Genomic DNA, 18,883 nt, shown 5'->3' with positions numbered 1-18,883 from the left:
GTCGTTAGCCGGTGGGGATTTTAGCGGCTGAAACGTCTTAGTAGGGAATGGTTAGATAGCATCATCTCCTGTAAGGATGGCTGTCGCGCTAGGACGTATTAATTTACAATGCCCGGCTAAATTCGAATCGCGCTTAATTTTGTATTCAACAGTTTATATGTATTTATTTAAAAACCACGAGGATGCTTTGCAAAATAAAGAGTTAGCGTCATTCGGCGGTTATCTGCCGGCAGTGGCAAGCGGTTCCGGCTCATTTTGGCGGACACTATTCGGAGAAGAGCGGCCCGCCAGCATGCTGAGGCTGTTAACGCTATTAGTAGCGTTGCTGCATATTTGGGGTTTGCAGCAATTATTGAAACCCGAGGAAAAAGTCACGCCGGCGCAACCTTTGATGATGGAGGTATCGATGATTGCGATGTCCGCACCCAAGCCCGCCGCCGCGCCGCCGCCTCCGGCACCGCCGCCGCCCAAAAAAGAGCCACCGCCGAAAAAGCCGCAGCCAAAGCCGGTTCCCAAAAAAGCGCCGCCCATCGTGCAGAAGGCTCCGGAATATGCGCCCGTGGAGCCAGTTTCCGAGCCGCCGCCGACACCGGTAAGCAATACAGCGAGTAGTGCGCCGGTAACGACTACGACGACCAGCACGACCGCGACCAACGCCGAGCAGTTTACCGAAGCTAATTTTCGAGCTAACTACGCCCACAACCCCAAACCTGAATATCCGATGATTGCGAAAAGCCGCGGATGGCAGGGCAAGGTAATGTTACGGGTGCAAGTTTCGGCGGAAGGTTTAAGCGATTCGGTGGCGGTTGAGCACAGTAGCGGCCACGAGATGCTTGACGAATCGGCGGTGGAAGCCGTGAAAAAATGGAAATTCATTCCGGCCAAACGCGGCGAAACGCCGGTGGCCAGTTCGGTGATTGTGCCAATAATTTTTACTTTGCGTGAATAAAAATCGGAGAGATTAATGCCCTACCATATAGCCCCGGAAGCGGTTATCGACGCTACCCTTTACACATTGCTGGTGTTTTCGTTGATAACGTGGACGTTGATTTTTTTCAAAATATGGCAGTTTGCCAAGAATAATTATTACAACAAACGATACGACAGCGCTTTTTGGGACACTACCGATTTAAATGCCGCCGAGCAACTGCCCGCCGAAACCGCGCGCGGCCCGAAAGCTCGCGTCGCAGCCTGCGGCTTTGCCTGGTTGGCGGAAATGACGCATCCGGAAACCTGCACCAGCCTGAAATTTCGGGGCTCGCCACAAGATTTGCTGGAACAAACCTTACGTAAACAGACGCAGGACGAGCAGCGCCGGATGGAAAGCGGCTTGACCATGCTGGCCAGCATCGGTAGCACCGCACCATTCGTCGGCCTGTTCGGTACGGTACTGGGCATCATGCATGCCATGCACGACATCAGTGCCAGTGGTTCGGCCAGTTTGGACGTAGTGGCCGGGCCTATCGGCGATGCATTAATTGCCACTGCTATCGGTATCGCCGTAGCCGTGCCGGCAGTGTTGGCCTATAATTTCTTCCAGCGTCGCGCCAAGCACCATCGGGCTTCGCTGGAAAATTTCGTCGAGGGTTTTCTCCACATCGCCTTCGGCGACTCAAACATCAATACCAGTAAAAGCAAGGATTAATTACATGGGATTTAAAACAAACTCAGACGACGACGGGCCGGTTAGCGAGATTAATGTTACGCCGCTGGTAGATGTGATGTTGGTGTTGGTGATTATCTTGTTGGTCACCGCACCGTTGTTGACCCAATCGGTCAACGTGGCTTTGCCGAAAACGGCCTCCACGACGCCGGATTTGGAGAAGCAGCCTATGCAATTGGGTATCGACGCGCAAGGCACCGTGACCCTGAATAAAAACGCCGTGGCCGATTTAGCGGCGTTGGATACCACGCTAAGAAACGAATTGGCCGGCAACCCCGAGCTAATCATTCATATTTATGCCGATCAAGGCGTGAATTACGGCAAAGTGGCGGAAGTGATGGCTACCGTGCAGCATGCCGGCATTTCCAAACTGGCATTTGTGACCCTGGAAAAATAGACAATATCGGCTGGGTTTTGCTTACCCAAGCCCCGCTCTACTCTCGAACGCCTCAACTATTCTGTTTACTAAATCCGGGTCGCCGATTACCCGGATTTATTTTTTCCGACATTCTTTTCGATATACTCGATCATCAAGCCGGCAATATCCTTGTCGCTGGTCTTTTCTATGCCTTCCAAACCAGGTGAGGAATTGACTTCCATCACCAGCGGTCCGCGTTTGGAACGCAGCAAATCCACACCGCAGACATTGAGACCCATGATTTTCGCGGCGCGTACTGCTGCCGAGCGTTCTTGCGGGGTCAGTCTGACCAGCGTGGCCGTGCCGCCACGATGCAGATTGGAACGAAACTCGCCTTCGCGGCCTTGGCGTTTCATCGCCGCCACCACCTTGTCGCCGATCACGAAGCAGCGGATATCGCTACCGGCAGCCTCTTGAATGAACTCCTGTACCATGATGTTGGCATTAAGGCCCATGAACGCCTGAATCACGCTATGCGCGGCGTTATGGGTTTCAGCGAGTACGACGCCTATGCCTTGCGAGCCTTCCACCAATTTGATCACCAGCGGTGCGCCGCCGACTTCGGCGATTAAATCTTCGATATTGTCCGGATTGTGGGCAAACGCGGTAATCGGCAGGTCGATGCCCTTGCGGGCCAGCAACTGGCTGGACGCCAGCTTGTCGCGGGAGCAGCTGATCGATGCGGAAGTGTTGAGGACAAAAGTATTCATCACCTCGAATTGTCGCAACACCGCAGTGCCGTAAAAAGTGATCGACGCGCCGATACGGGGAATGACCGCATCGTATCCCACCAGATTTTCGCCCATGTAATGAATGGATGGCTTCATCGAGGTGATGTTCATGTAACAATGCGTCGGGTCCAATACCCTGGCCTCATGGCCCCGAGCGGCGGCGGCTTCCAGCAGCCGGACGCTGGAATACAGCGTCGCGTCGCGCGACAGGATTGCTATTTTCATAGACAAATAGTGCCGGGTTTACAGATGAATGCCGTCAAAATCGCTGACTTGAACATGTGCGGCGCCGGAATCTGGCGCCTGCTCGCGCACCAACCAACAGGTCGCGAAGCCGGCCTGACGGGCAGCGTCCAATTCTTCTTTTATATCCGACAAAAACAGGATTTGTTCGGCCGGTAAGCCAAGCTCGGCGGCAATCCGCTCATAGGAAACGGCCTCCTTCTTACCGCCAATGTGCGTATCGAAGTAACCGGAAAATATTGGGGTAAGGTCGCCGAAGTCGCTGTGCCCGAAAAGCAGCTTTTGTGCCTGAACCGAGCCTGAGGAATAGACATACAGCTTGTAGCCTAATCCAAACCACTTTCTTAGGTTGCGAACAGCGTCTTCGTAGACATGGCCGGTGAAATCGCCATTGCGGTAGCCTTCCAGCCAGATCAAGCCCTGCAAGGATTTTAACGGCGTAATTTTTTGATCGGTATCAATCCAGTGAATAAATTGCGCAACCAGCGCTTCCTCGTCCAGTTCGCCGCCGGCAATTTCCTTGGCCTGGGTCAATAATGGCTTTATCTCGGCTTGCGCTTGATGGCTTTTAATAAAATCCGGCAAGTGGGCGCGGGCATACGGAAACAACACATCCTTCACAAACGACAGCGATGACGTTGTGCCTTCAATATCGGTGACGATAGCTTTGATCATAGCGTTGTTAGGTATTCATCCAAGGTCGGAAAACTTTCCGCAATCGGGTTGCCGGTAAACTCGGCCACCCAGCCGTCTTCGGTAGTGAATAGGCGTATGCATTTAAACGCCGGGTTTTCGCCCATATCGAACCAATGCGTGGTGTTGGCCGGCACGCTAATCAGATCGCCTTGCTCGCACAGTACCGCATAAACCTGGTCGCCGACATGCAGATAAAACAGCCCTTTGCCTTCCACGAAGAAGCGGACTTCGAAATCGCTGTGCGTGTGCTCGGCTAAAAACTTCTGCCGTAACGCATCTTTATTCGGGTGGTCGGCGTTCAGGCTGATCACGTCCACCGACTGAAAACCGTATGCTTGCTTGAGTTTGTCTATCGAACTTGCATAAGCCTTTAATACTGCCTCGGCATCGTCCGCCGCCGAAAACTCGCAATCGGCCTGCCAGCGTTCGAACTGTACGCCAATCCCTTGCAACTGCTCGGCGATGTCGGCAAAGTCCCGGAAAGTATTGCCTTGTTGCGGTTGATTGGCAGGGTAGAGGGTTAATGCGCTCATAATCGTGTTACTCCATGTAGGCGAATTTCAACATCAAATAAAAATTCCAGTGCTTCCAGGTGGCGCAAGGCGTCGTCGACCGATGCGCCCCAGGTGTAAAAACCGTGGCCGGCGATAATATAGCCGTAAACCGCGTGGTCGTGACGGTCCAGATAATTTTCCACTTTGTCGGCTAATCTGGGAATATCCTGATCGTTACCGAAAATGGGTATGGAAATCCGAGTTTCATGGGTGTTGATACCGGTGAACGCTTTGAGCAGTTCGTAATCCTTCAGCACGATCTCATGCTTGAACAAGCGTGCTGTCAACGTGGCGTTGATCGAATGCGGGTGCAAAACCGCCTGAACATCCGGAAAACGTTGGTACAGCGAAGTATGCAATAGCGTTTCCGCCGACGGTTTTTTACCGTCCAGGGAATTGCCTTTGCTGTCGATCAACATGATGTCATCGGCTTGCAAGCGGCCTTTATGCCGGCCGGACACAGTGATGGCAATATTGCCGTCGCTGAGTTTGGCGGAGAAATTACCGCTGGTAGCGGGCACCCAGCCCTTGCCGTCGATGAAGCGGCCGGCGGCAATCAACTGATCTGCCTTGCGGAAAAATTCGTCGGATTTTGCTGTCATGGAGTATTTTGCGGATTGCAAAAGAAAAAGAAGAGAAAGAGTTGGCCTGTAAGCCGGGTTCTGTCTTGAACAGCCATTCATCTAGGCGTCAGATCACTCTGACGCTCAAGCAATCTACCCAGGAGCAGCGCGGGCCACGCCAATGCTCCTCTATTTGATCTTGCTCCGGGTGGGGTTTACCCTGCCACACCTGTTACCAGTTGCGCGGTGCGCTCTTACCGCACCATTTCACCCTTACCGAGTTCCGAAGAACCAGGCGGTATAATTTCTGCGGCACTTTCCGTAGGCTCACGCCTCCCAGGCATTACCTGGCACCCTGCCCTATGGAGCCCGGACTTTCCTCCCTTTTATTTGCATAAAACGGCGACTGTTCGGCCAACTCTGATGAGGATTATACAGGCAATGCCGGGAAATAGGGGCATTTGCGCACCATGTTTATCGGGGGTGGAAGGACATCGAATGATTAAGGTTCGATAAATGTCAGGCGTGTGCGCCGGAGAGTGACGAAAGGCCCTTCCTGACCCTCAGGCAGCGTGCCGCACCCATGCGGCCCACCAGCGGGGCCGATCCCGCCGAAAGCTCACGTAGGCCGGTACACGGAATAACCTCGTGTCACAAGAAAACTCTCGCATTGTTGTTAATGCTGAATCCCTAACAAGGCTGTGAACACTGGGTTGGCGCCGTCATTCCGGCATGGATTGTTGGAATCCAGACTCCAGGGAAATAAATATGATGTTAGCCATATAGGCCGGAATAAACGCAGGCGTTTACAGCGTAATTATTCTGTTCGGTATGCCGCTGAAAGCTCGGCAATCCACTTTAGTAGCGTGTGAATCTTGCGCACGGTTACGCTTCGCTAATCGCTCCTTGTAGCATGCGACTGCACCAGCAGCGCCATTTGACGTTGTGCATCCGAGTCTTCTGAGCGCAAGCCCTCGATAACCGATTGCCGATTCTGCTGTGTCTGGTTCTGACTGACCTTCCATTTGCCCTGCCAGCGTTTAATCTCAAGGCTGATGCCGACAATGTTGCCCAGCAGCTTTTTGGTAAATTCGGCAGGGGCATCCGTGACTCGCCAAGGATGCCCCTGCGCGGCTTCGTTTTTATCGGTTAGCTCGGTGATGATGCGGAGCACTTGCGCTGGGTCGTGGATGGCGTTGAGCGTACAGTGAGCATGGACAACCGCGTAGTTCCAGGTAGGTACCACCTTGCCCGCTTCGCTTTTGCTGGCGTACCAGTTGGGCGAAATGTACGTCGAGGGCCCTTGAAACACAAGCAACAGCTCTTGCTCAGGTGCAACTTGCCAAAGTGGATTGTTTTTGGCGACATGCCCCATAAGCTTGCCAAGGCCGCTAGGCGTGGCTTCATACAACAGTGGGATATGGTCGGCAGTCAGGCCATCATCACCCTGATAAATCACCGTTGCCAAGGGAAACTGCTCGATAAGGCCGACCAGTTCGGCAGGCTTTTCTTCTTGAAAGTGAGTAGGGCAGTACATGTTGTTTGAAGGTAGTCTATCGATAATAAATAAGTTTTAACCCGACCCTTAAATACCATTCGCCCTGAGTTTATCGAAGGGCGCACCAGCCTGGGCGTCAACGAGCTCAGCCCGAACGGAATACCAGTGATAAATAGGTCGGGTTAATAAGCCTGTCACCCGAAGTATCTGCGATCTCCATCCACAGCGGTGGGCACACTAGTGCTCACGCGAATGTGATTCCAAAATGGCGGGCAACGTTTTTTGCCCACCAATAATTAAGAGTGGGCGCAAATCCGCGTGGGCACAAAATTCGTGCCCACCCTACGAAACTCCGGCAATCCATGCCGGAATGACGGCATCAACCCCGCACCCGCAGCCTTGTCAGGTATACAGAATTAAAAATAATGCGAAGAATTTGCTTGTGGGACGGGGTTTCTCCCGTATGCCGCGCCGAGTACCGGAGCTTTCGGCGGGATCAGCCCGCAGGGGCGACGCATGGATGCGGCGCGTTGACGAAGGGGCAGGAAGCCCCTATCGTCAACCCCCGGCGAAGGCGAGGAACGCAGGGAACAAGCGGCATCCGGGCCGCCTTTTCTTTGGATACTTTCTTTTGGCGGAGCAAAAGAAAGTAGCACGGTTGTCGGTCCGAGAACCGACATTAAATTTAGCCGTCGCGCCAGCGACACAATATTTCGTAATACTTCAAATCCAGGTGAGCACAAAAATCGTGCTCTCCCTACCGCGTTTTTGGTGGTATCACTTTCGGCATAGGCGGAGTCTCCTTCGGCTCGGGAAGTTTTTTATCCTGTGCCATTCCATGATTGGTGCCTGCATTTTGTTGCTGCGTATTTTCTCTGGAACTGTTATTCACCGCTTTCTCCTCCAGTTATGTGGATGCTCAAATAAGCTTTTGCATCTGTTTCAGCTTTTCGCATCAATTTATCAATGCGAGGAACTGAATTGTTAGGGAAGTGCTTTTGTGCAGCACTTGATGTTTTAATTAGCATGTCGGCGTACAGCTTCCTCATCTCCTTTTCGGTTAGCTCCCCGATTGATATTTCTAGCCACTTAATTTCCATGTGGATAGCCAACTCTTCAAGCTCTCTTGATAGTGCTGACAGAGCCTTCATCCGTTCTCTATACGGCAAAAATTGGCGAACAGCATTGATTACCTGAGACGCAGCAATAAGCAGGGCCCAGATGAATTGAGCTTCTTTCCATACCGCCCAACCAGCAATACTGCCACTCGACACTATGGCTAAAAACATTTTCATATATCGATCCAATCTTTCATCATGAGCAAGTAACAGCTCAAGATAAATAGAATGATATTTTGTTCTGTACCATTGCTTCCAAAGATGTTCTTGAATCATAGTCAATTAACTAATCAAAATAATTTATTCACAAACCTCCACCTCAAACACCGTCCCCTTCACCGCCACGACTTTCACCTTAGCCCCCATCGGACTATCCTCCCCATGCACCTTCCAAACCGTATCATCGGCTTTAATCTTGCCCTGACCATTCTCAATCGGTGCGATCAGAAAGAAGGTGCGCCCGATGTACTGTGCCCCACGCTGATTCAGCAAAGGATGATCAGTAACGGTCACTGCACGATTCCGGGCGTATTTGCGCCAAGCCAGCACCGACAACACCGCCAGCAAGGAAAACAACAGCAATTGCACGTTGAACGGAGTGGCTGGCACTAACAGCACCACCGCGCCGACGATAAACGCCGACACCGCCAGCCACAGGAAAAAGAAGCCGGTGACGACAATTTCCAAGGCTAGAAAGCCCACCGCCAGCACCCACCAGTACCAAAACACGATGTCCTGTTCCCACATAATCAGGCCTTTTTATTTAATGCTTCTTTAGCCAGTTCGCCGATGCCACCCAGCGCACCGATGACGCTGGAGGCTTCGAGCGGCATGAAGATCAGTTTGCTATTGTTGGCCGAGGCGACTTCTTTCAAGGATTCGATGTATTTCTGCGCGACGAAGTAGTTGATGGCCTGCACATCGCCCTTGGAAATCGCTTCGGACACCATCATCGTGGCGCGAGCTTCCGCTTCGGCCAAACGTTCGCGGGCCTCGGCGTCGCGGAACGCGGCTTCTTTCCGACCTTCGGCATCCAGAATCGCGCCTTGTTTCAAACCTTCGGCTTTGAGAATTTCCGCTTGCCGCAAGCCTTCCGCTTCCAGAATTTGCGCGCGTTTTTCCCGTTCGGCTTTCATTTGTCTGGCCATGGAGTCGACCAAGTCTTTCGGCGGGGCAATGTCTTTGATTTCGATACGCGTCACTTTAAGCCCCCACGGTGAGGTGGCTTCATCGACTACCGTCAACAGGCGGGCGTTGATTTCGTCGCGCCGCGATAGCAGTTCGTCCAGGTCCATGGAGCCCATTACGGTACGGATATTGGTCATGACCAGATTGATGATGGCCATGTCCAGATAAGTAATCTCATATGCGGCCTTGGCGGCATCCATGATCTGGTAAAACACCACGCCATCGACCCGCACCATCGCGTTATCCTTGGTGATCACTTCCTGCGACGGCACGTCCAACACCTGCTCCATCATGTTAAGCTTGCGACCGATGCGATCGATGATCGGCATGATGATATTCAAGCCGGGTGTCAAAGTCGCGGTATATTTACCGAAGCGTTCGACGGTGTACTCCATGCCTTGCGGGACGGATTTAACGCTCATGAACACCATCAAAACCGCAAATACCAACAACATTATTGCGAATAAACCAAAGCCGCCCATAGCGCCTCCTAAATTATGAAAATGAATTGTGTATTGCCAACGGTCACGCGGCTAATAATAATGTATGTCTCTTTAACTTGCTGGAAACAGGGTTCCGATTCATGAATACTTTGATCTACTACAGTTTTAACGTAATGATTTTGGCGGTGATTATATTGATCGTCGGTATGATCAAGCCCAAGTGGATACTGCTGTGGATGGATAAACCGGGCCGCCTACCTATCATGGCCATTGCCGGAGCGATATTTATGGCCGGTGCGGTGATGTTCGGCGAAGGCAATAAACAAAAGCAACAGGAACAAGCCGCTGCAGCAGCCAAGCAACCTGCGCAAAAAGCGGGTGAAGAGGTGCCGGATTTGCATTAATCCGGTAGGGACGAATTTATCCGACCTCTGTTTAGTGCGAATGAAGTCCCACCTAATCAATTTATAGTCATCGCACTGCAAATTTCGCTTTTTTGATTCCCTCACCCCAGCCCTCTCCCAAAGGGAGAGGGAGCAGATGTGCCGAAACTTGAAGTGGGAAAGGTATAATTAAACCCTAAAGCTAGTGACCAGCATTTTTAAAACCCGCAAATCCTCGATTTTGCTGTCGTTTTGGTAGCGTAAGCGAATATAAGTCGCGGCAATCCGCTCAATTGCTTCGGCCAAATCCGGGCGCAGTTCTTTGGCGCGCTCGGCGACGGTTTGCGGGCCGTCGCCAATTTCAACTCTTAAGCCGGCTTTACCCAACTTGGCGCAAAACTGCCGGTACAACACTAGGGCAGGGTCTTGGCGGCGCAGGTTGGGCCGCAGCAAGCGCCAAGCCAATACCCCGCCGATACCGGCGACGCTAATCAACAGCCAGTAGCCAAGCTTGACGAAATTATCGACGCCTAAGCTCTGTAAAAACGCTTTCTGATTGACCGTGTCGTAATTGATGATCCAGCGTTGCCAGTTGTAATCGACGCTTTGCCACAGTTGCCGGCCGCGTTGCAGCCAGGACAAGGTCTTGGCGTCGAGTTGCAGCGGACTGAAATTCACTGCGCCGCTGGCAATTTGTAAGTCCACATTCACCCCGCGCTCGATGCGTTCCGGGGCGACAGCGGCAGTCGGATCGAATCTGACCCAGCCACGTCCGTCCAACCACGCTTCCGCCCAGGCATGTGCATCGGCTTGCCTGATCTCCAGAAAGCCGCCGACCTCGTTGATTTGTCCGCCTTGATAACCACCCACCACCCGGGCCGGAATCTCCGCCACCCGCAGCAAATACACGAAGGCCGTAGCGTAATGACTGCAAAATCCGGCGCGGCGCTCGAACAAAAAGGTCTCGATAGGCTGGTCCGGCATCGCCTCCGGACTAAGGGTGTAATGAAAGTTTTCCTGGCGAAAATGTTGTAATAGATTGGCGATAAATAACTCGGGCCGGTCTGGCTGTCCTTGTAACTGCTTAACCAACGTAACGATTTTTTCCGACGGTTTGCCGGGTAGTTGCAGATTTTCCCGGCGCTCGGTTTTACTGATGCCGCCGGTGTTATAAGTAGGTGATGAGCTAAGTCGATACTCGGCGCGGTCGCCGGGGTTTTTGTTAGTGATTAATTGGTATAAACCGTTTCGGCGTAATCCGCCGCCAAACTCGGTGGGCATCTCCAGCGCAAAAACCCAATTCTGTTTTTGCGGTTCCATCATTAAGGTGTAATCGTAAGTCGCGCCAGTAAAAACAGGTTGATCCGGATTATTCTCCCGGCCTAACACCGGCGGTGCTCGCCAACTTGTGCCATCGGTATTAGCATACACCGGTCCGCGCCAATAGCGCTGGGATGGCGGCGGCAGAGCCCCGTCGAATTTGACCCTAAACACCAGTTCCGGCGACAGACTTAATTCGGCAATCGACCCGGGTTCCAAGGTATTGCTCAGACCACTCTTTGCGCGGGTATCGTCGTCCAGCCAACTCCAATGCGGCGCTTCCAGTCGCGGAAACAACACAAACAACACCAAGGCCAGCGGCAGGCTTTGCAGAATAATCGTCGCCGACGTTTTTAAGGCCGCCATAGTTTGCGGCGTCTGACTGTTTTGCGTAATCAGAGTAGCCAGCAACACCCCGCACACCAGCAGGATATACACCGCCATCAAGATACTTTCTTCGTACAAAAACTGCGTGACGGCCACGATGAAAGCCAGATACACGATCACATAGATGTCGCGCCTGCCGTGAATTTCCAACATCTTTAAACCCAGTGCCACCACGAACAAACTGGTGCCCGCGTCGCGGCCGAATATCGAGTGCTGCTGACTGTAAAGCAAGCCAATACCTGTCAACATCAACAAAAAGACGACAACCCGGTTCGGTAAATAATGAGGTCGCCAGATGCAGAGCAGGCGCCATAGCAGCAGTAGCGTAAAAAAACCGAACAATAGCGGCGGGATATGCCAGGCATGCGGCAACGTGATTAGCCCTATCGACCCCAGCATAAACAACATCAATCGCATGGACGGCAGAAAAGGCATGTTCAGAACAGCGCCAAGGCTTGCAGACAGTTACGGTAATGTGTCGCACCGTTGTCTGGCGGCAGACGCAAGCCAGGCAGCAGCAAGCCGTAGCGTAACCCGGTCTGTTCGGCGTCCACCACCCACCGGCACAACTGGCTGAGGCGTTCTTCGGTGTGATGGCCCGGTACCTGCTGATAATCCAGCCACAACTCGCTGGAACTGGCACCACTGTATTGCTTGCTGTGTACACCCAGTCCCTTGGCGAAGGTTTTCCAATGGATTTGCCGAATCGCATCGCCTTGCTGATACGCCCTTAAACCGTAAAACTCATCGCCGCTGCGGCGGTTTTGGCCGGGCTTATCCTGACCGCCGTCGCTATCCGGAAACGGCAGTTGCTGGCTGGCCGGCTTGGGATACACCAGCAAAGGACTATCGAAACGCAAGGGCGCCCAAGCCCGAAACAAGCCCAGAGGGTAGGTGCTGGAAAGGGTTAGGGTGCCAGGCAGCTGCCAACCGCGCTGCCGGGTGGGTTGATACAGTGTGACGGTTTGGCTTTGCTCGGCGGCTAAGCTGATAGACAACTCGGATTGCAAAGTCAGATCGACAGCAAAACGCGGCTGGGAACCCGGATTGCTGATCTGAAAACGAAACGGCCCGGCTTGGCCGGCAAACACTGCCTGCTGGCGGGCGGGTTGAATTGTTAATCCCGCCAAGGCTTTAAAGCTGTGCAGGATGGTCACGAAAAAAATGCTGGCCAGCAAAAACCCCAGTAAATAAGCCAGATTATTGTTGTAGACAAAGCCGATCAGTACCAGCAACAAAATCAACAATACAAAAGCCAAGCCGCGTTGCGTCGGCAAAATAAACACCCGCCGCTGCGTCAACACAATCGGCCCGGCGGTTGGAGCCTCGCCGCTAAAAAAGCGCGACAGGTTAAGGCGCTGTTTTAAAGATAAGGCCGCTTCGGTCAAAGTACCGGCACATGCTTGAGAATAGGGGCGACGATGGCCGCCGAGTCGTTGGCGCCCACGTTCAAACGATGCCCGGCCACCGCCGGCAATACCGCTTGCAAGTCTTCCGGCAGCACGGCCTTGCGCTTATCGATCAGCGACCACGCCTTGGCGGCGGCCAGCAAACCCAGGCCCGCGCGCGGTGAGAGACCGGCGGCAAAGTCCGTGGATTGGCGGCTGAAGGCCAGAATGGCTTGCAGATAATCCAGCAAGGCCGGCGACACATGCACCTGATCCGCCTCCTGTTGCAAGTCCGTTAATTGCGCGGGCAGTAACGCGACTGGCAATTCGTCGATCAATACATGCCGGGGCTGGCCACTCAGCAACTCGCGTTCGGCCTGCCGGCTGGGATAACCCAGTTCAATGCGCATCAAAAACCGGTCTACTTGCGATTCCGGCAATGGGAAAGTGCCGATTTGATGGGCCGGATTTTGGGTGGCTATGACGAAAAACGGTTGCGGTAAGGGATAGGTACGGCCTTCGACCGTCACCTGCCGTTCTTCCATCGCTTCCAACAAGGCACTTTGCGCCTTGGGTGTGGCCCGGTTGATTTCGTCGGCCAGGATCATTTGTTTGAAAATCGGCCCCGGATGAAAACTGAATAGCTGCTGATGGGCATCGAATACCGAGGACCCGACGATGTCGGCCGGCAAAATATCGCTGGTGAATTGAATCCGCTGATATTCCAGACCAAACAAGCGCGCCAACGTGTGAGACAGCGTAGTTTTGCCGACACCGGGAATATCCTCGATCAGCAAATGTCCCCTGGCTAACAGACAACAAACCGCCAGGCGAATTTGTTGATGTTTACCGAGAATGACTTGATTGGCAGCGGCGAGTAAGCGATCGAGAGCAAGGTCCATTGTGCAAAAGGCAAGAAAGGTCAATGACTCGAGTATAGATCAGCTTGGTTGCACCTGCTATCGGCTTCATTGTATAAACCAGGGATTGACTATCCGGCCGGCAGAAGCCGGTTATTAAACCATGCAGCCTTGCTGCGGAGAGTGCCATGAAAGACTATGCAGATGTACGCGACCAATTATTGAATATGCTGGAAGACCTGGACGACAGACTGGGAAAAATCACCGAAGACGTCAGACACACCGACAAACCGCTGGCCCAGGACTTTTCCGAACAGGCTGTCGAAACCGAAAACGACGAAGTCTTGGACGCACTGGGCAACGCCACGCGCGACGAAGTCGAAAAAATCAAACAAGCCATTTCCCGTATCGATGCCGGCACCTACGGCATTTGCCTGAGCTGCGGCGAACCCATTAAAAAGGAACGCTTGGCTGCGGTGCCCTACGCCAATCAATGCATTCGCTGCGCCGAAAAAAGCCAGCACCGCTAAGCCGATAGACCCCTCGCCAGCATAAGGGTTGACGCCATGGACGAATAAGCCGGCCGGTTTTGAATTGTGTACTATCCTTGCCGACGATCATTCCTTTTATTGCCGGGACATAAATCATGGATATCGCCGAACTATTGACCTTTTCCGTCAAAAACAAAGCCTCCGACTTGCATCTTTCCGCCGGTCTGCCGCCGATGATTCGGGTGGACGGCGACATCCGCCGCATCAATATCCCATCCTTAAATCACAAGGAAGTTCACGCGCTGATTTACGACATCATGAACGACAAACAGCGCCGCGATTACGAAGAGTTTCTGGAAACCGATTTTTCTTTCGCGCTGCCCGGCGTGGCCCGCTTCCGGGTCAACGCCTTCAACCAGGATAGAGGCGCCGGCGCAGTATTCCGGACCATTCCCTCCAAGGTGTTAACCCTGGAAGACCTGGATGCACCGAAGTTTTTTGCGGAATTGTGTACCAAACCGCGCGGCTTGATTCTGGTCACCGGCCCGACCGGTTCCGGTAAATCCACCACGCTGGCGGCGATGGTGAATCATATAAACTCCAACGATTATGCACACATCCTGACGGTCGAAGACCCTATCGAGTTTGTCCACGAGAGCCAAAAGTGCTTGATCAACCAACGCGAGGTACATCGCGATACCTTGGGTTTTAACGAAGCCTTGCGCTCGGCCTTGCGGGAAGACCCGGACATTATTCTGGTGGGTGAGATGCGGGACTTGGAAACCATTCGTCTGGCCTTGACCGCTGCGGAAACCGGTCACTTGGTCTTCGGGACCTTGCATACTACCTCCGCAGCAAAAACCATAGACCGGATTATCGACGTATTCCCGGCAGCGGAAAAAGACATGATCCGAGCCATGCTGTCCGAATCCTTGCAGGCGGTTATTTCGCAAACCTTGCTGAAAAAAGTCGGCGGCGGCCGGATTGCCGCGCACGAAATCATGGTCGGCACCCCGGCCATCCGCAACCTGATCCGCGAAGCCAAGGTGGCGCAAATGTATTCCGCGATCCAAACCGGCCGCAAAGACGGCATGCAGACCCTGGATCAAAACCTGAAGGAATTGGTCGATAAAGGCCTGATCACCGCAAAAGGCGCAATGGTCAAGGCCGTCAACAAAGACATGTTCCGTTAATTTTTAGGAGGCGTCATGGACTTTAAAGCGCTATTGGCCCTGATGGTTGAAAAGAAAGCGTCCGACCTGTTTATCACCGCGGGCCGGCCGCCGTCGATGAAAGTCAACGGCAAAGTCATCGAAGTGTCCAAAACCATTTTGAACAGCGAACAGACCATGATGCTGGTGCTCAGCATCATGTCGCAACGCCAACGCGACGAGTTTGAAAACACCCGCGAATGCCAGTTTGCTTTGAGCGTCCACGAACTGGGCCGGTTCCGGGTCAGCGCGTTTACCCAACGCGACTCGGCCGGCATGGTGTTGCGCCGCATCGAAACCACCATCCCCAGCGCCGAGGACTTGCATCTGCCGCCGGTGTTGAAAGAATTGATCATGTACAAGCGCGGTCTGGTGATGTTCGTCGGTGCCACCGGTACTGGTAAATCCACCTCGCTGGCGGCCCTGATTCGGCACCGCAACGAGAACAGCAGCGGCCATATCATTTCCATCGAAGACCCTATCGAGTTTATTCATCCGCACAAGGGCTGCATCATTACCCAGCGCGAGGTGGGGCTGGATACCGAGTCTTTCGAGGTGGCTTTGAAAAACACGTTGCGCCAAGCCCCGGACGTGATTCTGATCGGCGAGGTCAGAAGCCGGGACACGATGCAACACGCCATCACCTTCGCCGAAACCGGCCATTTGTGTGTCTGTACCCTGCACGCGAACAACGCCAACCAAGCCATAGACCGCATTCTGCATTTTTTCCCGGAAGAAATGCACGGCCAGTTGTTCATGGATTTGTCGCTGAATCTGCGCGGCATTGTCGCTCAGCAATTGATTCAACGCGCCGACGGCAAGGGCCGCTATCCGGCCATCGAGATTCTGCTAAATACGCCCTTGGTGTCGGACATGGTCCGCAAGGGCGAAGTGCACAAACTAAAAGAGCTGATGAAAAGCTCGCGCGAGCACGGCATGCAGACTTTCGATCAAGCGCTTTACGATCTGTATACAGCAGGTAAAATTGGGTACGATGACGCCTTGCACGCTGCCGACTCCCGTAATGAGGTGCGCCTGATGATCAAGTTGGGCGCCGAGAACGTCAATTTCGAAACCGCCGGCATGACGCTGGCCGAAAACGACGACGAGGGAGGCAGTCTTTTTAAATAGCCCTGGATATAGCTCGCTTGTTTACTTTTAACACCCGTAAAGTTTCGCTACAAAACGCCGGTTCGGCACTCTTAATTGCACTGCTGGCGGGCTGCGCCTCACAGCCGCCGGCCGGCGATAAAGCAAATAATCGCGTCCGCACGCCCACCCAACAAACCGTGCCCAACCAGTCGCGCCACGCCACGCCGGACTTGCGGCCGTTCGCCAGCGTCGGCGGTTACCATGCCATGGCAGTCAGTGGCGATTACGCCGGTTACCCCGCGTTAAACCAATTCATCGAACAGATGGTGCAGAAACACGGTTTTAATCGCGAATATCTGCAAGGCCTGTTTTCTCAAGCCAAACGCAAGCAATGGACGCTGGATTACCTAGCCAAATCGGACCAGGGCATGAAAGGCAAACCCAGCAAAGGCGGCTGGACCCGTTATCGCGCGCAATTTCTGGACGACCGGCATATCAACGCAGGCATCAGCTTCTGGCAACAGCATCATGCCACCCTGCAACGCGCCAGCCAGCAATACGGCGTACCGGCCGAATACATCCTGGGTATCATGGCGGTGGAAACCACCTTCGGCAGTTTCGTCGGTAACCACAGAATCATCGATGCCTTGACCACCTTGGGTTTTGATTATCAGCGACGCGGCGAGTATTTCCGCAGCGAACTGGAAAACTTTCTGGTAATGAGCCGCACAGAAGGCCTGGACCCCGGCAAACCGGTCGGCTCGTTCGCCGGCGCGATGGGCCTGGGCCAATTCATGCCTAGTAGCTTTCTGCAGTGGGCGGTGGACTTTAACGGCGACGGCCGCCGCGACCTGTGGAACCCGGAGGACGTCATCGGCAGCGTAGCCAACTACTTTGCCCAGCACGGCTGGCAAGCCGGCAAACCCATTGTCTCGGCGACACGCGGCAGCTTTAGCGGCATCGACAGTTTGGAGCCGGGCGCGGACCACGCTTATCCTTTGGATACATTGGTTAAAGCGGGTGTAGAACCGGCTGACACTTGTGCTTGCGATTATCCGTTGCGGCTGTTATTGCTCAGGCATCAAAGCAAAGACGAGTACTTGCTGGGACATCCTAACTTTTACGCGATTACGCGGTACAACCAGAGCACGCATTATGCGATGGCGGTGCATGAGTTGGCGTTGGCGATTAAGAGGGGGTATCAGAGGGTGGCGGGTGGTCTTGATATTTCTGGGTAGGTTTGGGGTTTGTGTCGCTGGCGCGACGGGTTGTTTGTAAGTCGGGTCTCGGCCCGACCGCCGAGATACTTTCTTTTGCTCCGCCAAAAGAAAGTATCCAAAGAAAAGGCGGCCCGGATGCCGCTTGTTCCCTACGCTCCTCGCTTTTGAACGGGGTTGCCGAAAGGGGCTTCCTGCCCCTTCGGCAACGTGCGGCATCCCTGCCGCACCCCTTCGGGCAATTCCGTTCAAAAGCTCCGGTGCTCGGCGCGGCATACGGGAGAAACTCTCCCCACCATCGAAAATCAACCCACCGTAAGGTAATTTTTAACCCTAAGGATTTAGGATTAGCACCGTTAGCTCCGGCTATAAAATCTGACGTTAATAAATGCTTTCCCCGCTAGATGATCACTTAAAATTGCTGGAAATAAATAACATCCATAGAAGGAAGGCATACCGGAACCATCTAAAACTTGTGAGTACAGCGAAGAGGATCGTCAGTTGATAGATTTCGAGCAAGGTGTTTCAACACCTGAAAATTGGTTCAGACAGGCTTGGGAAATGTTTGAATCGTCAAAAGCTTTGTATTCAGTGCTCTCTGCTAGAGAACCAGTCCGATCTGAAAGAGAAAATTACCGAAAGGTTGGAGCCATGAAGGGGGCGATGTTGCTGCTTGGCCTTGCTGCCGAGAATGCTCTAAAAGGAGCACTCGTTCATAAATCGAAGCCTGACCTCTCACGTGATCGACTCGATCCAAGACACTTTCACGAGAAAGCGCATGATCTGAATGCGATTGCAAAAAAGCTTAACTTGAGACTAACCGATAAACAAATTGAATTGCTTAACCAAAAATGAGAAATCCCCCGGCTCTGCCGGGGAGACAGCTGAAGTTTGACATTTAGAGGAGTCCATCAGGACACTCGGACGCGTGAGCCGCCAAGCAAACGCGAAGAGGAGAGCCTGATGGACGAGAACGAGAGCTTAAGTCACTCGAAATGGGAGTGCAAATATCATGTGGTGTTTATTCCGAAATGCCGTCGCCGAACGCTGTACAAGGAGTTGCGTAAACATTTGGGTGAGGTGTTTCGAAGGCTAGCGAGCCAAAAAGAGAGTCGAATATTGGAAGGTCACTTGATGCCGGATCATGTGCATATGCTGATTTCGATTCCGCCGAAATATGCGGTTTCACAGGTAATAGGTTACATCAAAGGGAAGAGCGCGATTCATTTGGCACGGGTTTATGGTGAAAAGAAGCGAAATTTTGTAGGCCAGCATTTTTGGGCAAGAGGTTACTTTGTATCGACCGTGGGTCGGGATGAGACGATGATTCGGGAATATATCCGGCATCAAGAACAGGAAGACCAGCGAATTGAACAACTGAACCTTTGGCAATGAGTCGCCGCTTATTGGCGGCTATTA

21 protein-coding genes and 1 other RNA gene are annotated in these 18,883 nt (G+C 53.1%); 10 read left to right on the top strand and 12 right to left on the bottom strand.

From position 1 onward, the window contains the following. The first annotated feature begins 157 nt into the window (after nt 1-157). The 3 genes from G006_RS0114355 to G006_RS0114345 are packed head-to-tail and all read left to right on the top strand — an operon-like array spanning nt 158 to nt 2,060. Complete coding sequence (locus tag G006_RS0114355) at nt 158-949, top strand: energy transducer TonB (RefSeq protein WP_152428868.1); 792 nt, start codon at nt 158-160, stop codon at nt 947-949. A gap of 15 nt (nt 950-964) precedes the next feature. Next, nucleotides 965-1,645, top strand: coding sequence for a MotA/TolQ/ExbB proton channel family protein (locus G006_RS0114350; RefSeq protein WP_020483896.1), 681 nt, complete (start codon nt 965-967; stop codon nt 1,643-1,645). 4 nt (nt 1,646-1,649) lie between these two features. After that, on the top strand, nt 1,650-2,060 hold the full coding sequence (locus tag G006_RS0114345; protein ID WP_020483895.1) for an ExbD/TolR family protein: 411 nt from the start codon (nt 1,650-1,652) through the stop codon (nt 2,058-2,060). 86 nt (nt 2,061-2,146) lie between these two features. On the opposite strand, the gene rimK is transcribed toward G006_RS0114345, so the two are convergent. The 9 genes from rimK to G006_RS0114305 form a co-directional block, all read right to left on the bottom strand. After that, nucleotides 2,147-3,037 carry a 30S ribosomal protein S6--L-glutamate ligase gene (rimK, locus tag G006_RS0114340; protein WP_020483894.1) on the bottom strand — a complete coding sequence of 297 codons (891 nt, stop codon included), beginning with the start codon at nt 3,035-3,037 and terminating at the stop codon, nt 2,147-2,149. Between the two features lie 18 nt (nt 3,038-3,055). Beyond that, a complete protein-coding gene (gene mtnC / locus G006_RS0114335) occupies nt 3,056-3,730 on the bottom strand; it encodes an acireductone synthase (protein WP_020483893.1) in 675 nt (224 codons plus the stop codon). Next, entirely contained in the window at nt 3,727-4,284 is a 558-nt protein-coding gene (locus G006_RS0114330) for a 1,2-dihydroxy-3-keto-5-methylthiopentene dioxygenase (protein ID WP_020483892.1), read from the bottom strand. Before G006_RS0114330 ends, mtnC begins: the two co-directional genes overlap by 4 nt. Further along, nucleotides 4,281-4,907 (bottom strand): methylthioribulose 1-phosphate dehydratase, encoded by a 627-nt coding sequence (locus G006_RS0114325; RefSeq protein ID WP_020483891.1) that lies wholly within the window; start codon nt 4,905-4,907, stop codon nt 4,281-4,283. Before G006_RS0114325 ends, G006_RS0114330 begins: the two co-directional genes overlap by 4 nt. A 33-nt stretch (nt 4,908-4,940) precedes the next feature. Continuing rightward, nucleotides 4,941-5,290, bottom strand: an RNA gene (gene rnpB / locus G006_RS27185) — RNase P RNA component class A. Between the two features lie 473 nt (nt 5,291-5,763). Beyond that, nucleotides 5,764-6,405: an FMN-binding negative transcriptional regulator gene (locus G006_RS0114320; RefSeq protein ID WP_020483890.1), complete on the bottom strand. Its 642-nt coding sequence runs from the start codon at nt 6,403-6,405 to the stop codon at nt 5,764-5,766. Between the two features lie 845 nt (nt 6,406-7,250). Beyond that, nucleotides 7,251-7,760 carry a hypothetical protein gene (locus tag G006_RS25600; RefSeq protein ID WP_020483889.1) on the bottom strand — a complete coding sequence of 170 codons (510 nt, stop codon included), beginning with the start codon at nt 7,758-7,760 and terminating at the stop codon, nt 7,251-7,253. Nucleotides 7,761-7,784: 24 nt separating this feature from the next. Next, nucleotides 7,785-8,231 (bottom strand): NfeD family protein, encoded by a 447-nt coding sequence (locus G006_RS0114310; protein ID WP_020483888.1) that lies wholly within the window; start codon nt 8,229-8,231, stop codon nt 7,785-7,787. Between the two features lie 2 nt (nt 8,232-8,233). After that, nucleotides 8,234-9,154 carry an SPFH domain-containing protein gene (locus G006_RS0114305; RefSeq protein WP_020483887.1) on the bottom strand — a complete coding sequence of 307 codons (921 nt, stop codon included), beginning with the start codon at nt 9,152-9,154 and terminating at the stop codon, nt 8,234-8,236. 101 nt (nt 9,155-9,255) lie between these two features. On the opposite strand from G006_RS0114305, the gene G006_RS0114300 reads away from it, so the two are divergent. Next, nucleotides 9,256-9,519 carry a hypothetical protein gene (locus G006_RS0114300; protein ID WP_020483886.1) on the top strand — a complete coding sequence of 88 codons (264 nt, stop codon included), beginning with the start codon at nt 9,256-9,258 and terminating at the stop codon, nt 9,517-9,519. Between the two features lie 168 nt (nt 9,520-9,687). Here G006_RS0114300 and G006_RS0114295 read toward each other — a convergent pair whose 3' ends face one another. From G006_RS0114295 to G006_RS0114285, 3 genes are read right to left on the bottom strand one after another with little or no spacing between them, the layout of a single operon-like run. After that, nucleotides 9,688-11,640 carry a transglutaminase TgpA family protein gene (locus G006_RS0114295; RefSeq protein ID WP_020483885.1) on the bottom strand — a complete coding sequence of 651 codons (1,953 nt, stop codon included), beginning with the start codon at nt 11,638-11,640 and terminating at the stop codon, nt 9,688-9,690. Nucleotides 11,641-11,642: 2 nt separating this feature from the next. Further along, nucleotides 11,643-12,593: a DUF58 domain-containing protein gene (locus G006_RS0114290; protein ID WP_020483884.1), complete on the bottom strand. Its 951-nt coding sequence runs from the start codon at nt 12,591-12,593 to the stop codon at nt 11,643-11,645. Further along, entirely contained in the window at nt 12,590-13,495 is a 906-nt protein-coding gene (locus G006_RS0114285; RefSeq protein WP_020483883.1) for an AAA family ATPase, read from the bottom strand. Before G006_RS0114285 ends, G006_RS0114290 begins: the two co-directional genes overlap by 4 nt. 146 nt (nt 13,496-13,641) lie before the next feature. On the opposite strand from G006_RS0114285, the gene G006_RS0114280 reads away from it, so the two are divergent. From G006_RS0114280 to tnpA, 6 genes are all read left to right on the top strand, one after another. After that, entirely contained in the window at nt 13,642-13,983 is a 342-nt protein-coding gene (locus G006_RS0114280) for a TraR/DksA family transcriptional regulator (RefSeq protein WP_020483882.1), read from the top strand. A gap of 116 nt (nt 13,984-14,099) precedes the next feature. Further along, on the top strand, nt 14,100-15,137 hold the full coding sequence (locus tag G006_RS0114275; protein WP_020483881.1) for a type IV pilus twitching motility protein PilT: 1,038 nt from the start codon (nt 14,100-14,102) through the stop codon (nt 15,135-15,137). A 15-nt stretch (nt 15,138-15,152) separates the two neighbouring features. Next, on the top strand, nt 15,153-16,286 hold the full coding sequence (locus tag G006_RS0114270; protein ID WP_020483880.1) for a PilT/PilU family type 4a pilus ATPase: 1,134 nt from the start codon (nt 15,153-15,155) through the stop codon (nt 16,284-16,286). Between the two features lie 17 nt (nt 16,287-16,303). Continuing rightward, on the top strand, nt 16,304-17,485 hold the full coding sequence (gene mltB, locus G006_RS0114265) for a lytic murein transglycosylase B (RefSeq protein ID WP_020483879.1): 1,182 nt from the start codon (nt 16,304-16,306) through the stop codon (nt 17,483-17,485). Nucleotides 17,486-17,965: 480 nt separating this feature from the next. Next, a complete protein-coding gene (locus tag G006_RS25595) occupies nt 17,966-18,319 on the top strand; it encodes a hypothetical protein (RefSeq protein ID WP_152428867.1) in 354 nt (117 codons plus the stop codon). Nucleotides 18,320-18,427: 108 nt separating this feature from the next. Then, nucleotides 18,428-18,859, top strand: a complete 432-nt coding sequence (gene tnpA, locus G006_RS0114255; RefSeq protein ID WP_020481152.1) for an IS200/IS605 family transposase — start codon at nt 18,428-18,430, stop codon at nt 18,857-18,859. Nucleotides 18,860-18,883 lie beyond the last annotated feature (24 nt).

The sequence above is a fragment of the Methylomonas sp. MK1 genome (assembly GCF_000365425.1).
Taxonomy (GTDB): domain Bacteria; phylum Pseudomonadota; class Gammaproteobacteria; order Methylococcales; family Methylomonadaceae; genus Methylomonas.
The sequence above is the reverse complement of the archived record's forward strand: the minus strand, read 5'-3'. Positions and strand labels throughout refer to the sequence as shown.

Coding starts and splice junctions, on each gene's coding strand:
- rimK (WP_020483894.1), bottom strand. CDS start 3,037: ATGAAAATAGCAATCCTGTCGCGCGACGCGACGCTGTATTCCAGCGTC.
- G006_RS0114270 (WP_020483880.1), top strand. CDS start 15,153: ATGGACTTTAAAGCGCTATTGGCCCTGATGGTTGAAAAGAAAGCGTCC.
- G006_RS0114320 (WP_020483890.1), bottom strand. CDS start 6,405: ATGTACTGCCCTACTCACTTTCAAGAAGAAAAGCCTGCCGAACTGGTC.
- G006_RS0114350 (WP_020483896.1), top strand. CDS start 965: ATGCCCTACCATATAGCCCCGGAAGCGGTTATCGACGCTACCCTTTAC.
- G006_RS0114295 (WP_020483885.1), bottom strand. CDS start 11,640: ATGCCTTTTCTGCCGTCCATGCGATTGATGTTGTTTATGCTGGGGTCG.
- G006_RS0114285 (WP_020483883.1), bottom strand. CDS start 13,495: ATGGACCTTGCTCTCGATCGCTTACTCGCCGCTGCCAATCAAGTCATT.
- G006_RS0114325 (WP_020483891.1), bottom strand. CDS start 4,907: ATGACAGCAAAATCCGACGAATTTTTCCGCAAGGCAGATCAGTTGATT.
- G006_RS0114275 (WP_020483881.1), top strand. CDS start 14,100: ATGGATATCGCCGAACTATTGACCTTTTCCGTCAAAAACAAAGCCTCC.
- G006_RS0114300 (WP_020483886.1), top strand. CDS start 9,256: ATGAATACTTTGATCTACTACAGTTTTAACGTAATGATTTTGGCGGTG.
- G006_RS0114280 (WP_020483882.1), top strand. CDS start 13,642: ATGAAAGACTATGCAGATGTACGCGACCAATTATTGAATATGCTGGAA.
- G006_RS0114355 (WP_152428868.1), top strand. CDS start 158: ATGTATTTATTTAAAAACCACGAGGATGCTTTGCAAAATAAAGAGTTA.
- G006_RS25600 (WP_020483889.1), bottom strand. CDS start 7,760: ATGATTCAAGAACATCTTTGGAAGCAATGGTACAGAACAAAATATCAT.
- G006_RS0114305 (WP_020483887.1), bottom strand. CDS start 9,154: ATGGGCGGCTTTGGTTTATTCGCAATAATGTTGTTGGTATTTGCGGTT.
- tnpA (WP_020481152.1), top strand. CDS start 18,428: ATGGACGAGAACGAGAGCTTAAGTCACTCGAAATGGGAGTGCAAATAT.
- G006_RS0114330 (WP_020483892.1), bottom strand. CDS start 4,284: ATGAGCGCATTAACCCTCTACCCTGCCAATCAACCGCAACAAGGCAAT.
- mtnC (WP_020483893.1), bottom strand. CDS start 3,730: ATGATCAAAGCTATCGTCACCGATATTGAAGGCACAACGTCATCGCTG.
- G006_RS0114310 (WP_020483888.1), bottom strand. CDS start 8,231: ATGTGGGAACAGGACATCGTGTTTTGGTACTGGTGGGTGCTGGCGGTG.
- G006_RS0114345 (WP_020483895.1), top strand. CDS start 1,650: ATGGGATTTAAAACAAACTCAGACGACGACGGGCCGGTTAGCGAGATT.